The following is a 13811-nucleotide window of genomic DNA, read 5'->3' on the forward strand; positions in this document are numbered from 1 at the left end:
GACCGAGGTCCGCTTACGTTTCTAGCACCTTAAGCGGACCGCGGTCCAGTTTCATTCCCGATGCTTTACGCTGTCTTCATGTCCGCCGCCCCGCCACCATCTCCGAAGCCCGAGGAGCCCGTCGGAACGCCCCAGTTGCTGGAGGTCGGCTCCGCCCCCGACGAGCCGTGCCTGCGCGCGGACGCGGCCCGCAACCGCGCCCGGCTGCTGGAGGCCGCCTCGCGGCTGATCGCCGAGCACGGAGCGGCCGGGGTCACCATGGAGGCGGTGGCCGCGGCCGCCGGGGTGGGCAAGGGGACGGTCTTCCGCCGCTTCGGGGACCGCACCGGTCTGCTGACGGCCCTGCTCGACCACTCCGCGAGGACGCTCCAGGCCGACTTCCTGGGCGGACCGCCGCCGCTGGGACCCGGGGCGCCCCCGGTCGAGCGGCTGCGCGCGTTCGGCGTGGCGGTGCTCTACCGCTCGGCCGAGCAGCTCGACCTGCAACTGGCGGCCCAGCCCGAGCCGACCCGCCGCTTCAGCCACACCTCGGTCACCGCGCTGCACACCCACGTCACGGTGCTGCTGCGGCAGATCCAGCCGGACGCCGACTGCGACCTCCTCGCCCAGCCCCTGATGGCGTACCTCGACCCCGCCCTGATCCACCACCTGACCAGGCAGTGCGGTATGCCGATGGAGCGGCTGGAGGCGGGCTGGCTCGACCTGGTGGCCCGTGTGACAGGCACGCAGGTGTGAACGTTCCGGGGCTCCCCGGAACACCTCAACCGGGCGGCGGCGGACCCTAATCGGAACCGTGCGCACAGGTTCTGCAAAGATGCCGTACGTCATGGTGCAGATACCGAAAACGCCCGCGCCCGCTTCCCCCGCACAGCGCTCGGTACCCACGAGCGCCGATGTGGCCCGCCTGGCCGGCGTCTCGCGCGCGACCGTCTCCTACGTCCTCAACAACACCAGTGCCGTCCGCATCAGCGAGCCCACCCGCCGCCGCGTCCACGAGGCCGCCAAGGAGCTGGGCTACGTTCCGCACGCCGCGGCCCGCAGCCTGCGCGCCGGGAACAGCCGCATGGTCCTGATGCCCGCGCCGAGCTTCCCCGTCGGCTCCCTGTACAGCCGGTTCCTCAGCGAACTCCAGCTCGCCCTCGGCCGTCTCGACTACACGGTCGTCCAGCACGGCAGCGTCGGCCTGCACGGCGACGAGGCCGCCCGCGCCTGGGCCGAGCTGCGCCCCGTCGCCGTCCTGGTGTCGGGCGCCGGCCTCGGCCCGAAGGGCGTCACGGTCCTCAAGCGCTCCGGCGCCCGGGCCGTCGTGACCCTCGGCCCCGAGTCGGTCGAGGGGGCACACGCCCTGGTGATGGACTACGAAGCCGTCGGCCACTGCGCCGCCGCCCACCTGTACGACCGCGGCAGGCGCCGGATCGGCGTCGTCATGCCCGAGGAGGACGGACTGGAGTCCTTCTCGGCGCCCCGTCTGCAAGGCGTGCGCCGTGCCCTGTACGGCACCGACGCCACCCTCACCGAGCTGCCCCTCGCCTACGAGGAGCGGTCCGCGGCGCGGCTCGCCGCCCGCTGGCGCGACCTCGGCCTCGACGCCGTGTTCGCCTACAACGACGAGTACGCGATGCTGCTGACGCGTGCCCTTCAGGACGAGGGCGTCCGCGTCCCCGCCGAGACCGCCGTCATCGGCGCCGACGACCTGATGCTCGGACGGCTGCTGCGGCCTAGGCTGAGCACCGTCCACATCGAGCTGCCGTCCGGCCGGGACCTCGCGGAGCTGGTCGACCGCGCGGTGCGCAGCCCCGGCGCCGCGCCCGGGACGCACAAGGTGCTGGGGGCGACTGTGGTGCACCGAGAGTCGAGCTGACCCGCGGGGCCTGTCCCGGGCGTCCCGCCCGCGCCGCGGTTCCAGCAGGCCCTGACGAGCCGGGCCGACGTACCGTCGAACTCAGGGAGGCGTGGAATGCGCACGACGGTCGGCATCATCGGCGGCGGCCCCGCCGGGCTGCTCCTCGCCCGGCTGCTGCACCGCGCGGGCATCGACTGCGTGGTCCTGGAGGCCAGGACCCGCGAGTACGTCGAGCAGCGCCAGCGGGCCGGAATGCTGGAGCAGGGCACGGTCGACGCGCTGCGCGAGGCCGGCGCCGCCGAGCGGCTGAGTGCCGAGGGCCTGGTGCACCAGGGCATCGAGCTGCGCTTCGACCGGGAACGCCACCACATCGACTTCCCGGCCCTGACCGGCGGCCGTACGGTGACGATCTACGCCCAGACCGAGATCGTGAAGGACCTCGTCGCGCTGCAACTCGCGGACGGACCACCGCTGTTGTTCGAGGCCGAGGCGCTCGCCGTCGAGGAGCCGAACAGCACCGCGCCCGCCGTGCGGTTCGTGCACGAGGGCCGCGAACGCACCCTGGCCTGCGACTGGGTCGCCGGCTGCGACGGCTTCCACGGCATCGCCCGCGGCGCCTTCCCAGCCGGGGCGGGCCGCTCGTACGCGCACGAGTATCCGTACTCCTGGCTCGGCATCATGGCCGAAGTGCCCCCGTCCTGCGACGAGTTGATCTACGCGCGCGGTGAGCGCGGCTTCGCTCTGCACAGCATGCGCTCACCGTCCGTCTCCCGGCTCTACCTCCAGGTCCCCAACGGCACCGACCCCGACGACTGGTCCGACGGCCGCATCTGGGACGAACTGGCCGCCCGGTTCGCGATCGACGGCGACTGGACCCTGGAGCGCGGCCCCGTCACCGCCAAGTCGGTGACGACGATGCGCAGTTACGTCCACGAACCGATGCGGCACGGCCGCCTGCTGCTCGCCGGGGACGCGGCGCACATCGTCCCGCCGACGGGCGCCAAGGGCCTCAACCTCGCCGTGTCGGACGTAAGGGTGCTGGCCCGCGCCTTCATCGAGCTGCATCGCACAGGGAGTACGCAACTCCTCGACACGTACTCGCAGTCGTGCCTCGGGCGGGTGTGGCAGGCCACCCGGTTCTCGGACGACATGACTAAGATGTTGCACGCTCAACCAAACGGGGATGCGTTCGACCACCGGATGCAGCTCGCACGTCTGCGCCGGATCACCGCATCCCGCCACGCCGCCGCCGAACTGGCGGTGAACTACTCGGGACTTCCGCTCCCGCTGTGAGTCCCGCCGGTGATCGAACGGAGAGTCGCAATGCCGTTGCTCGACCCCAGCACCTGGCAGTCCCCCTCCCTGTCGGGAGGCGAGTACACCGTCACCGAGCCCGCCACGGGCGACAAACTCGGCACCGTCACCCTGGCCACCGCCGAGGACGTCGGCACCGCGACCGAGGCCGCCCGCACCGCCCAGGCGGAGTGGGCCCGCCTCCCGCACTTCGTCCGTGCCTCGGTGCTGCGCAAGGCCGGCGACCTGTTCGCCGCGCACGCCGACGAACTGCGCGGATGGCTCGTCCGCGAGTCCGGCTCCATCCCCGGCAAGGCCGACTTCGAGCTGCACGTCGCCGCCCAGGAGTGCTACGAGGCCGCCGCCCTCGCCTCCCGCCCGGCCGGGCACGTCCTGCCCAGCGAGGCACCCCGCCTGTCGTACACGCGCAGGGTCCCGGTCGGCGTGGTCGGCGTGATCGCGCCGTTCAACGCCCCGCTGATCCTCTCCATCCGCTCCGTCGCCCCGGCCCTCGCGCTCGGCAACGCCGTGGTCCTGAAGCCGGACCCGCGCACGGCGGTCTGCGGCGGTCTGTCGCTCGCCGCCGTCTTCGCGGAGGCCGGTCTGCCCGAGGGGCTGCTGCATGTGCTGCCGGGCGGCCCGGAGGCGGGCCAGGCACTGGTCGCGGACCCGCGCGTGCCGGTCATCTCCTTCACCGGCTCCACGGCCGCGGGCCGGGCCGTCGGCGAGGCGGCCGGCCGCCATCTCAAGCGCGCGCACCTGGAGCTCGGCGGCAACTCGGCCCTGATCGTGCTGGAGGACGCCGACCTCGACGCCGTGATCTCCACGGCCGCCTGGGGATCCTTCTTCCACCAGGGCCAGATCTGCATGACGACCGGCCGCCACCTCGTCCACCGGTCGCTGTACGAGGAGTACGTCGAGCGTCTCGCCGCCAAGGCGGACTCACTCGCGGTCGGCGACCCGCACCGCGCCGAGGTCCACCTCGGCCCGCTGATCGACTCCGGTCAGCTCGGCAAGGTGCACGGCCTGGTGGAGGCCAGCACCTCCCGGGGCGCCAAGCTGGCCGCCGGCGGCACCCACGAGGAGCTGTTCTACCGGCCGACCGTGCTCGCCGGCGTGGACGACGACACCCCCGCGTACGCGGAGGAGGTCTTCGGCCCGGTCGCGCCGGTTCGTTCCTTCGCGACAGCCGACGAGGCCGCGGCCCTCGCCTCGGCGAGTTCCTACGGCCTCTCCCTGGGCATCGTCACCCGGGACGCCGCCCGGGGCCTGGACCTGGCCGAGCGCATCCCGACCGGCATCGTGCACATCAACGACCAGACCGTGAACGACGAGGCCGTCGCACCGTTCGGAGGTGTCGCCGCCTCCGGCACCGGCGCCCGGTTCGGCGGCGAGGCCAACCTGGAGGCGTTCACCGACGTGCGCTGGACGACGGTGCGCGGCGACGTGGCGCCGTACCCCTTCTAGGTCCGGCCCCTCGAGGCCGCCTTGCGGATCCGGTCCCTGCCGGTTCCTACTGGCCGTCCTGCTCGGCCTGCGCCTGCTGGGCGGCGACGGCCTTGTGGACCTCGTCCATGTCGAGCTTGCGGGCCTGCCCGATGACGTCCGTGAGGGCGGCCTCGGGCAGGGCGCCCGGCTGCGCGAACACGGCGACACGGTCACGGACGATCATCAGCGTCGGGATCGACTGGATGCCGAAGGCGGCGGCCAGCTCCGGCTGCGCCTCGGTGTCGACCTTGCCGAACACGAGGTCCGGGTTCTCGTCGGCTGCCTTCTCGTAAACGGGGGCGAACTGACGGCAGGGCCCGCACCAGGACGCCCAGAAGTCGATCAGAACGAACTCGTTGTCCGTGACCGTCTGGTCGAAGTTCTCCTTGGTGAGCTCCACGGTGCTGCTCATGGCGTAATTCCCTCTTCCTGGTGTCGGGGGCGAAGCCGTCGGCGACAACACGACCGTACGGTCACGTATTCCGCGCGCGTACCCGTGTGGCCACGCCGCACACCACCCGTAAGACTGAGCCCATGACGGAAACGGATTCCATCGCTTACGACGTCGTAGTGCTCGGTGCAGGGCCCGTGGGGGAGAACGTCGCGGACCGCACCCGTGCGGCCGGCCTGTCCACCGCGGTCGTGGAGAGCGAGCTCGTCGGCGGCGAATGCTCGTACTGGGCCTGCATGCCCAGCAAGGCCCTGCTGCGCCCCGGCCTCGCCCAGGCCGACGCCCGCCGCCTCCCGGGCCTCTCCCAGGCCGTGCAGGGCCCCCTGGACGCGGCCGCCGTCCTCGCCCGCCGCAACGGATTCACCGGGGACTGGAACGACGACGGCCAGGTCCAGTGGCTGTCCGGCATCGGCGCCGACTTCTACCGCGGCCACGGCCGCCTCGCCGGGCCCCGAACGGTGGAGGTGACCGGCTCGGACGGCGTCCGGCACGTCCTGACCGCCCGGCACGCCGTCGCCGTGTCCACCGGCAGCCGGGCCGTCCTGCCCGACCTGCCGGGGCTCGCCGAGATCAAGCCCTGGACCAGCCGAGAGGCCACCAGCTCGCAGACCGTGCCCGGCCGGCTCATCGTGGTCGGCGGGGGAGTTGTCGCCACCGAGATGGCCACGGCCTGGCACGCCCTCGGCTCGCACGTCACGCTCCTGGTGCGCGGCAAGGGCCTGCTGAACCGTATGGAGCCCTTCGCCGGCGAAATGGTCGCCGAGGCGCTCACCGAGGCGGGCGTCGACGTCCGCACCGGCACCTCGGTCACCTCGGTGACCAGGGAGAACGGCAACGTCGTGGCCGTCACCGACACCGGCGACCGCATCGAGGCCGACGAGATCCTCTTCGCGACCGGCCGTGCCCCGCGCACCGACGACATCGGCCTGGACACCGTCGGCCTGGAGCCAGGCACCTGGCTGGAGGTCGACGACAGCCTGCGCGTCACCGGCAGCGAGTGGCTGTACGCGGTCGGCGACATCAACCACCGCGCACTGCTCACCCATCAGGGCAAGTACCAGGCCCGTATCGCGGGCGCGGCCATCGCCGCCCGTGCCTCCGGCGTACCCCTGCTCGAATCGGACCCGTGGAGCGCCCACACCGCCACCGCCGACCACGCCGCCGTCCCCCAGGTCGTCTTCACCGACCCGGAGGCCGCCGCCATCGGTCTGTCCCTGGCGGAGGCGGAGCAGGCCGGCCACCGGGTGCGCGCGGTCGACTACGACCTCGCCTCGGTTGCGGGCGCCTCGCTGTACGGCGACAACTACCGGGGCCGTGCCCGTATGGTCGTCGACCTGGAGCGCGAGATCCTCCTCGGCGTGACCTTCGTCGGCCCCGGTGTCGGCGAGCTCATCCACTCGGCGACGATCGCGGTCGTCGGGCAGGTGCCGATCAGCCGGCTCTGGCACGCGGTCCCGTCGTATCCGACGATCAGCGAGGTGTGGCTGCGGCTGCTGGAGTCGTACCGGGACAACTGACGCATACGCTGACCGGCTGCGGTTCAGTCCGGCAGCGTGAAGCCGAGGGCCCCGGCCGCCCCGTCCGGGGACGGCTGGGCCCAGTACTCCGCCATCGCCTGATTGGAGGAGAGCGAGCGCAGTTCGGCCCGGTCCAGATAGAGCACACCGTCGAGGTGGTCCGTCTCGTGCTGCACGATGCGGGCGGGCCACCCCGTGAACACCTCGTCGACGGCGTGCCCGTGCTCGTCTTCGCCGGTCAGCCGCACCTCGGCGTAGCGGGCGACCACCGCCTGATAGCCCGGGACGCTCAGACAGCCCTCGAAGAACGCGGCACGCCGGGCGCCCACTCCTTCGTACGACGGGTTCACGAGCACCCGGAACGGCTGCGGCACCCGCCCGCGCACCAGCCGTACCTCCTCCGGCACCGGTGCCGGATCCTCGATGACCGCGATCCGCAACGACACGCCCACCTGCGGCGCGGCGACGCCCACGCCCGGCGCCGCGTGCATCGTGAGGCGCAGGGCCGCCACGAAGCGGGCCAGCAGGGCCGGGTCGAGCTGACCGTCGAAGCGCTCGGTGGGGCGCCGGAGCACCGGGTCGCCGGCGGCCACGATGGGCAACGGGCCCTCGGTGGCCAGGAGTTGCTCGACCTGCTCGGCCAGCGGTGCGCGATGGTTCGGAAGTGGCATCGCGCCAGAATGCCATGGCGCCCGCGCGACGTGTGGACTCCCCTGTGGCGTACGTCACTTGAGATGCCGGGAACTCGGCGGTCCCGCTCTCCGACTACTGGACCGCCACAGCAGAGAAACTCCCCACTCCCCGGAGAAGCCGCCGATGTCCACCGCTCCCACGACCGCCACGGCGGAGACGTCACCGTCCGACGCCCCGGCGTCGTCGCCTCGCAGATGGGCACCGCTGCGCCCGCTGATCCTGCGTCTGCACTTCTACGCCGGAGTCCTCGTCGCGCCGTTCCTCCTCGTCGCCGCGGCCACCGGATTCCTGTACGCCGGGGCCTTCCAGGCCGAGAGGTTCGTCTACTCACACGAGATGACCGTCCCGGTCGGTGACGCGAAACTGCCGATATCCGAGCAGGTCGCCGCCGCACGCAAGGCCCACCCCGAGGGCACGGTCTCCGCGGTACGGCCCTCCCCGGCCGACGACGAGTCGACCCGGGTCATGTTGTCCGGCGTCGAGGGCGTCGACGCCGACCACGCGCTGGCCGTGTTCGTCGACCCGTACACCGCTGAGGTGCGCGGCGCCCTCGAACAGTACGGCTCGACCGGCGCGCTGCCGCTGCGCACCTGGATCGACGAGTTCCACCGCGACCTCCACCTCGGCGAAACCGGCCGTCTCTACAGCGAGTTGGCGGCAAGCTGGCTGTGGGTGATCGCGGCCGGCGGACTGGTGCTGTGGTTCTCCCGACGCCGGGCCCTGCGCAAGGTGCGCGGCACCAGCGGTCGCCGCCGCACGCTCGGCCTGCACGGCACCGTGGGCGTCTGGGCCGCCCTCGGCTTCCTCTTCCTCTCGGCGACCGGCCTGACCTGGTCGACGTACGCCGGCGCCAACATCGACGAGTTGCGCACCTCGCTGCGTCAGGCGACCCCGTCCATCTCGGCCTCGGCGGGCGGCGAGCACGGGGGGCACGGCGGCGCCGCCGGTGCGGGCGGGAGCGGCGACCACGGCGTCGGCCTCGACAAGGTCCTGGCGGCCGCGCGCGCCGAGGGGCTCGGCGACCCGGTGGAGATCGTGCCGCCCGCCGACGCGTCCTCCGCGTACGTCGTCAAGCAGGTGCAGCGGAGCTGGCCGACCAAGCAGGACTCGGTCGCGATCGACCCGGCGAGCGGCGAGGTGACCGACGTGCTGCGGTTCGCCGACTACCCGGTGCTCGCCAAACTGACCCGCTGGGGCATCGACCTGCACACCGGGGTCCTGTTCGGGCTGGTCAACCAGATCGGGCTGATGGCGCTCACGCTCGCCCTGATCCTGCTGATCGTGTGGGGCTACCGCATGTGGTGGCAGCGCGGCCGCGGCTCCGCCTTCGGCCGGCCCATTCCGCGTGGCGCCTGGCAGCAGGTGCCGCCGCAGATCCTGGTCCCGCTGGTGGCGGTCGTCGTGGTGATCGGCTACTTCGTGCCGCTGCTGGGCATCTCGCTGGCGGCCTTCGTCGTCGTGGACGTCGTGCTCGGCGAGATATCCCACCGGCGGGGGAAGCGGACCCCGGCGGAGGCGAGCGGCAGCGCGAGCTAGGACGCGTGCATGACTTGGGGCCCGGTTCCGGGGGGGAACCGGGCCCCATTTGCCGCTCCGCGCTTGCCGAACCGGCTCAGAGCTGCTCGAAGTCACCCGCCAGCGCGGAAGCCAGACGCATGTGCGGCTCCGCCTCCTCGTTCCGCCCCTGGCGCTGGAGGGTGCGGCCCAGCATCAGCCGGGCGTACTGCTCGACAGGGTCGCGCTCGATGATGACGCGCAACTCGGCCTCCGCTCGCCGCAGTTGGGCCGAGTGGTAGTAGGCCCGCGCCAGCAGCAGCCGCGGACCCGTCTGCTCCGGCACCTCCTCGACCAACTGGACGAGGACGCGCGCGGCACCCGCGTAGTCCTTGGCGTCGAAGAACAGCAGCGCGCGCTCCCAGCGCTCGGCCGGTGTTCCGTGGTCGTAGTACATCGTCTCCACTCTGACCTCCTTCGTCGCGCTCAACGAAGGGCAGTGGTTCAATATTCCACTACTTCCCGCCGGTGGTCAGGGCGGCGAGCTCGGCGTTGGCGCGCTCGGTGATGAGGGTCAGCACCCGTCCGGCGGTGGCCAGGTCCTCCTTCGGGATGCCGTCGTAGATACGGGCGGTGATCGGAGCGGTTGCGGCGGACGTGCTCGCGTACCGCTCCCGTCCGGCGTCCGTGATCCGCACCGCGGACGGCTCCTGAGCGGCCAGCAGCTCCGCCGCGATCAGCTCGTCGATCACGGAGTGGACCTCCGACGCGTCGATCTTCAGCGCGCCGACGACGCCGTCGACCAGGGCGGCGCGGTCGACCGGCGCATCGGCCACGGCCACCAGCCGGAGGGTGACGGACTGCTGGAAGGTCGATCCGTGGCGGGCCAGCACGTTCTCGAGCAACGCGCGGCCGGCGTAGTGGGCCAGGGCTATGACCCGGGGGTCGACCAGGGGAGTGGTGGTGGTCATGACTGCTCCTTGTCGGGCTCACCGTCGATGACGAACGGGTCGAGTGATACGTCGAGTGGTACGTCGAGCAGGGTCGTCAACTCGCGGGTGAACTCCCGTGTGCGAGCGCTGTCCAGTCCGCCGAGCGGCGCGAGTAGCTGTTGCAGAAGCGCCTGTACGACCTTGATCGCCTGCCGGGTCCGCTCCCGCCCCTGCTCGGTCAGTGCGAGCTGTACGGCGCGCGGGTCACGGGGGTCCCGGGTGCGTTCGAGGAGGCCGGCCGATTCCAGGGAACGCGCCAGCTTGGAGACGTACAGCGGTTCCAGCCCGGTGTGGTCGGCGAGGCGCCGCTGACTGGGGCGCTCTCCGCGGCGCTGCATGCCGTGGAGCGAGGCGACCAGCGCGTACTGCGCGTGGGTGAGCCCCAGTGGGGTTACGGCCCGGTCGACCGCGACCCGCCACTTCGTGGACAGGCGCCACACCAGGAACCCCGGTGAGGCGTTCTCGGATCCCTTGCTCATGGCAAATACAGTACATGGCGACTATAGCCATGGCTACTATTCTCTCGAACGCATCGAGCCAGCCGCGGGTTACGGACTGACGAGGCGGCCCCGGCAGGGCTAGGTTGGGCCTCATGAGCAATCTTGATCGCGAAGCAGTGCCCGCCGTCTGCGGCGGCCGCGGCTTCGTCGTGGCGGAGCCCGTACGCGAACTTCTCAGCCCTCGCCGCGTCAAGCTCGGCGAATCCACCGAAGTCCGCCGCCTGCTGCCCAACCTGGGCCGCCGCATGGTCGGCGCCTGGTGCTTCGTCGATCACTACGGACCCGACGACATCGCCGAAGAGCCCGGCATGCAGGTGCCGCCGCACCCGCACATGGGCCTGCAGACGGTGAGCTGGCTGCACGAGGGCGAGGTGCTGCACCGCGACTCGACGGGCAGCCTCCAGACGATCCGTCCGCGAGAGCTGGGCCTGATGACCTCCGGCCGGGCGATCAGCCACTCCGAGGAGAGCCCGAAGTCGCACGCCCGCTTCCTGCACGGCGCACAGCTCTGGGTCGCCCTCCCGGACAGCCACCGGCACACCGACCCGCACTTCGAACACCACGGCGAGCTGCCGACGGTCACGGCACCGGGCCTGCGCGCCACGCTGATCCTCGGCGGCCTCGACGGCGCGGTCTCGCCCGGCACGACGTACACGCCGATCGTCGGCGCCGACCTGGCCCTGACCCGCGGCGCCGACGTACGGCTCCCGCTGGAGCCGGACTTCGAGTACGCCGTCCTGTCCATGTCCGGCGAGGCCCACGTGGACGGCGTGCCGGTGCTGCCCGGCTCCATGCTCTACCTCGGCTGCGGCCGCACCGAACTCCCGCTGCGCGCGGAGTCGGACGCCGGCCTGATGCTCCTCGGCGGCGAGCCGTTCGAGGAGGAGCTGATCATGTTCTGGAACTGGATCGGGCGATCTCAGGAAGAGATCGGACAGGCCCGTCAGGACTGGATGGAAGGCTCCCGGTTCGGGGAGGTGAAGGGGTACGACGGTGCTCCCCTGCCCGCACCGGAACTGCCGCCGGTGCCGTTGAAACCGCGGGGAAGGGTGCGCTGACCTGCGGGAACGCGTCAGCATTGGTGGCCGCGGGTCAGAAGACGGTCGGGCCATTCTCGCTGCCTTCCACCTGCTTGCCGGAAGGCGTCCGAACAGCCGGCCGGCTCAGGCCGGTGCGGTTGGCGATTCCACGGTGTGGCTGTCTGTGGGTGGCTTTGGCAGGACTCTTGCTGACCTGATGCTGACTTTGCTGACGCCTTGTCAGGCTCGGAGTAGGGACTCTTTTCCCAGCTTCGGCGCTTGCGTAGGCGTTTGCAGGTTCGGTGGTGTCCGGACCGATGCTGACCTGACTGGCGGTCGAGTCAGGCGTTGCGGAAGGCCCGTCTCGCCGAGGACAAGATCCGGACCATTCCCGGGCCGGCTGCTCCAACGAGCCATACCTGCCCACGTTCTACGCAGGTCAGCGACACCCGACGCCTGTACTACCAGGCGCGCTGCCAGTGTCCGATCCGAAATGCGCTGCGCCGGAGAGTGGCTAGCAGGTTCTTGGTACACGCGGCCGCCGCGCCGGATGGTGGTGAGCCTGTTCCCCCCGGGCAGCAGGCACCCCGGTTGGCTGGTGTGCCAGGAGCAGGACGGGTAGCTCGGGGTCGGCGCCGTTCAGGGCTCCGGCGAGGGCCGAGCTGTACACGCCGACTCGTCAGCGCCACGCGTTCGCGGTCAGCCTGGTCATCCGTCGACGCCGTATCCCTCGGCTCGTGGACCGCCGGACATTCACACGCGTACCGGTTGTGCCGGGACGCCGCACCCGGCATCGACCTCCAACTCTCCGGCCACACCCCACGGCGGCCAGATCTGGCCCTTCCACCACCTCGTCCGCATCGACCAGCGTGATGACGACGTCCCCAACTCGATGGACATCAACGCTCTGTTGCAGAGGTGCATTGACCGGCTGGGTACGCACGGCCGTGGTCTGCAGGCCGAGGAAGGCGACCCCTGCCTCAAGGGCCGGCCCGGTGTACCGGAAACGGGCACTACTGAGTGTTCCGCCGACCACGAAGAGGCCCTGCTGGCTGAAGGTCCGCAGGCCCGGGACGAAGCCGACCATCCACCCCGCCATGCCGAACGTGGTGCCGAGGTGCTCGGCCAGTAACGGCAGGACGGCGTAGAAGCTGCTGCTGAAGGTGAGTTGGGTCAGGACCGGCTGGTTCGGCGGGTCAGGACGAGGGTGATGAGATCGGTCATGGAGGTGTCCGTCATTCTCCGAGGTCCCGTCAGTGACCGGCCTCCGTTTGGCCGTGGTCGGCCTGGACATCTCATCGGGCCGAGTCTCGCCCGCCGCGGGTCTGGTCGATGATGCGGGCGCCCACACCAGCAGGTCCACACCGGTTACCTGTTGATGCTGACCCCGATACCCCGAGCGTTGCTGTCGCTCTCTGCGCCTTGCATCCCACGAGGCCGTCCCGAGGACCTGCCCTTTGCCGCCGTCGACGACAACAGCGGTCGGCGGCTCCACCTTGTCCTTCGCCATCTGTGCGCCGAGTACCGGCTGGACCCGCTGTGGCCGCGCCGTCAGTTCCGCCGGACCGCCCCGAGCTGGGCCCGGTGCAGGTCTGGGGTGGTGAATCGCTGCGCCACCGTGCGCAGGACGCGGGCCATCGCCTGGGCGGGTGGGGTGGCGGGGCGTGCCGCGGCGCGTGCGAGGAGGATGCGGCGGGTGGGGGCCGGGACGTCGGAGGCGAACGGCAGGAGGCGTACGTCGCTGCGTCGGCTGGTGAGGGCCAGGCGGGGTGCGAGCGCGATGCCGAGACCGGCGGCGACCATGGCCTGCGCCTCCTGGTAGTCGTGCGATGAGTAGGCGATGCGCGGCTCGAATCCCGCCTGGCGACAACTTCGGCGCAGGACGTCGGCGACGGGGTGGTTGTCGGCGCGGATGATCCACTCCTGGTCGGCGAGGTCGCCGAGGCGCACGGAGGGATGTGTGCGCAGGGGCGAGTCGGCGGGGACGACCAGCACCGTCGGGTCGTCCAGCAGGTGGGTGAGGGAGAGCGCCGGATCGTCGAGGCGGTTCCATTCGTAGTCCCAGAGCAGCCCCTGCTCCACCTCGCCGGTGTGCAGCATCTCCCTGAGCTCCGCGAGGACTCCGGCGCGTACCTCGATGCGGATGCCTGCGTGGCGGCGTCGGAAGCGGGTGAGCGCGAGCGGCAGCAGGGATGCGCTCGCCGTGGGGAAGGAACCGAGCCGCAAGGTGCCCTGGTCGAGGGCGGTGAAGGAGTCCAGGTCGGCCTGGGCGGCACGGAGCTCCCGGCGGATGGCCTGACCGCGTTCCGCCAGCGCGGCACCCGCCGGGGTGGGGCGGATACCACGCGGCAGCCGCTCGATGAGGGGCTGCCCTGCCTCCTGCTCCAGCAGGGACATCTGCTGGGAGGCGGCGGAGGTGGTCATGCCGAGGGCTTCCGCCGCGGCAGTGAGTGATCCGCGTTCGGTGGCCTCGGTGAGCAGCAGCAGGCGACGCACGTTGAGCATGCCATCGACTTTAGCT

13 protein-coding genes and 1 pseudogene are annotated in these 13811 nt (G+C 71.5%); 7 read left to right on the forward strand and 7 right to left on the reverse strand.

Annotated elements, in window-relative coordinates:
- Positions 1–60: 60 nt before the first annotated feature.
- The 4 genes from ACZ69Q_RS06805 (at position 61) to ACZ69Q_RS06820 (ending at position 4603) form a co-directional block, all read left to right on the forward strand.
- Positions 61–735 carry a TetR/AcrR family transcriptional regulator gene (locus ACZ69Q_RS06805; protein WP_471037474.1) on the forward strand — a complete coding sequence of 225 codons (675 nt, stop codon included), beginning with the start codon at positions 61–63 and terminating at the stop codon, positions 733–735.
- 79 nt (positions 736–814) lie between these two features.
- Positions 815–1861 carry a LacI family DNA-binding transcriptional regulator gene (locus tag ACZ69Q_RS06810; protein ID WP_471037476.1) on the forward strand — a complete coding sequence of 349 codons (1047 nt, stop codon included), beginning with the start codon at positions 815–817 and terminating at the stop codon, positions 1859–1861.
- A 96-nt stretch (positions 1862–1957) separates the two neighbouring features.
- A complete protein-coding gene (locus ACZ69Q_RS06815; protein WP_471037478.1) occupies positions 1958–3136 on the forward strand; it encodes a 4-hydroxybenzoate 3-monooxygenase in 1179 nt (392 codons plus the stop codon).
- 30 nt (positions 3137–3166) lie between these two features.
- On the forward strand, positions 3167–4603 hold the full coding sequence (locus ACZ69Q_RS06820) for a benzaldehyde dehydrogenase (RefSeq protein ID WP_471037481.1): 1437 nt from the start codon (positions 3167–3169) through the stop codon (positions 4601–4603).
- A gap of 46 nt (positions 4604–4649) precedes the next feature.
- On the opposite strand, the gene trxA is transcribed toward ACZ69Q_RS06820, so the two are convergent.
- A complete protein-coding gene (gene trxA, locus ACZ69Q_RS06825) occupies positions 4650–5036 on the reverse strand; it encodes a thioredoxin (RefSeq protein WP_471037484.1) in 387 nt (128 codons plus the stop codon).
- Between the two features lie 122 nt (positions 5037–5158).
- Between trxA and ACZ69Q_RS06830 the strand changes: the two genes are divergently transcribed.
- A complete protein-coding gene (locus tag ACZ69Q_RS06830) occupies positions 5159–6592 on the forward strand; it encodes a dihydrolipoyl dehydrogenase family protein (RefSeq protein ID WP_471037487.1) in 1434 nt (477 codons plus the stop codon).
- Between the two features lie 23 nt (positions 6593–6615).
- On the opposite strand, the gene ACZ69Q_RS06835 is transcribed toward ACZ69Q_RS06830, so the two are convergent.
- Entirely contained in the window at positions 6616–7263 is a 648-nt protein-coding gene (locus tag ACZ69Q_RS06835; protein WP_471037489.1) for a peptide deformylase, read from the reverse strand.
- A gap of 145 nt (positions 7264–7408) precedes the next feature.
- On the opposite strand from ACZ69Q_RS06835, the gene ACZ69Q_RS06840 reads away from it, so the two are divergent.
- A complete protein-coding gene (locus ACZ69Q_RS06840) occupies positions 7409–8821 on the forward strand; it encodes a PepSY-associated TM helix domain-containing protein (RefSeq protein WP_471037492.1) in 1413 nt (470 codons plus the stop codon).
- A gap of 76 nt (positions 8822–8897) precedes the next feature.
- On the opposite strand, the gene ACZ69Q_RS06845 is transcribed toward ACZ69Q_RS06840, so the two are convergent.
- Genes ACZ69Q_RS06845 through ACZ69Q_RS06855 form a run of 3 tightly spaced genes read right to left on the reverse strand, consistent with a single transcriptional unit; the run spans position 8898 to position 10250 of the window.
- Positions 8898–9245, reverse strand: a complete 348-nt coding sequence (locus ACZ69Q_RS06845) for a tetratricopeptide repeat protein (RefSeq protein ID WP_471037495.1) — start codon at positions 9243–9245, stop codon at positions 8898–8900.
- A 49-nt stretch (positions 9246–9294) separates the two neighbouring features.
- The gene (locus tag ACZ69Q_RS06850) at positions 9295–9750 is read right to left on the reverse strand and encodes a MarR family transcriptional regulator (protein WP_471037497.1); all 456 of its coding nucleotides are present in this window, start codon (positions 9748–9750) and stop codon (positions 9295–9297) included.
- Positions 9747–10250, reverse strand: coding sequence for a MarR family winged helix-turn-helix transcriptional regulator (locus ACZ69Q_RS06855; RefSeq protein ID WP_471037499.1), 504 nt, complete (start codon positions 10248–10250; stop codon positions 9747–9749). Before ACZ69Q_RS06855 ends, ACZ69Q_RS06850 begins: the two co-directional genes overlap by 4 nt.
- A 113-nt stretch (positions 10251–10363) precedes the next feature.
- Between ACZ69Q_RS06855 and ACZ69Q_RS06860 the strand changes: the two genes are divergently transcribed.
- On the forward strand, positions 10364–11329 hold the full coding sequence (locus ACZ69Q_RS06860; RefSeq protein WP_471037501.1) for a pirin family protein: 966 nt from the start codon (positions 10364–10366) through the stop codon (positions 11327–11329).
- A 976-nt stretch (positions 11330–12305) separates the two neighbouring features.
- On the opposite strand, the pseudogene ACZ69Q_RS06865 reads toward ACZ69Q_RS06860, so the two are convergent.
- Both ACZ69Q_RS06865 and ACZ69Q_RS06870 read right to left on the reverse strand, forming a co-directional pair.
- Positions 12306–12470: pseudogene (locus ACZ69Q_RS06865) on the reverse strand (MFS transporter); the annotation flags it as partial.
- Between the two features lie 371 nt (positions 12471–12841).
- Complete coding sequence (locus ACZ69Q_RS06870; RefSeq protein WP_471037504.1) at positions 12842–13795, reverse strand: LysR family transcriptional regulator; 954 nt, start codon at positions 13793–13795, stop codon at positions 12842–12844.
- Between the last annotated feature and the right edge of the window lie 16 nt (positions 13796–13811).

The sequence above is a fragment of the Streptomyces sp. NPDC036764 genome (assembly GCF_055609385.1).

Excerpts from the sequence above, each read along its gene's own strand:
- ACZ69Q_RS06805 (WP_471037474.1), top strand. The coding sequence starts at position 61 with ATGCTTTACGCTGTCTTCATGTCCGCCGCCCCGCCACCATCTCCGAAG.
- ACZ69Q_RS06810 (WP_471037476.1), top strand. The coding sequence starts at position 815 with ATGCCGTACGTCATGGTGCAGATACCGAAAACGCCCGCGCCCGCTTCC.
- ACZ69Q_RS06815 (WP_471037478.1), top strand. The coding sequence starts at position 1,958 with ATGCGCACGACGGTCGGCATCATCGGCGGCGGCCCCGCCGGGCTGCTC.
- ACZ69Q_RS06820 (WP_471037481.1), top strand. The coding sequence starts at position 3,167 with ATGCCGTTGCTCGACCCCAGCACCTGGCAGTCCCCCTCCCTGTCGGGA.
- trxA (WP_471037484.1), bottom strand. The coding sequence starts at position 5,036 with ATGAGCAGCACCGTGGAGCTCACCAAGGAGAACTTCGACCAGACGGTC.
- ACZ69Q_RS06830 (WP_471037487.1), top strand. The coding sequence starts at position 5,159 with ATGACGGAAACGGATTCCATCGCTTACGACGTCGTAGTGCTCGGTGCA.
- ACZ69Q_RS06835 (WP_471037489.1), bottom strand. The coding sequence starts at position 7,263 with ATGCCACTTCCGAACCATCGCGCACCGCTGGCCGAGCAGGTCGAGCAA.
- ACZ69Q_RS06840 (WP_471037492.1), top strand. The coding sequence starts at position 7,409 with ATGTCCACCGCTCCCACGACCGCCACGGCGGAGACGTCACCGTCCGAC.
- ACZ69Q_RS06850 (WP_471037497.1), bottom strand. The coding sequence starts at position 9,750 with ATGACCACCACCACTCCCCTGGTCGACCCCCGGGTCATAGCCCTGGCC.
- ACZ69Q_RS06855 (WP_471037499.1), bottom strand. The coding sequence starts at position 10,250 with ATGAGCAAGGGATCCGAGAACGCCTCACCGGGGTTCCTGGTGTGGCGC.
- ACZ69Q_RS06860 (WP_471037501.1), top strand. The coding sequence starts at position 10,364 with ATGAGCAATCTTGATCGCGAAGCAGTGCCCGCCGTCTGCGGCGGCCGC.
- ACZ69Q_RS06870 (WP_471037504.1), bottom strand. The coding sequence starts at position 13,795 with ATGCTCAACGTGCGTCGCCTGCTGCTGCTCACCGAGGCCACCGAACGC.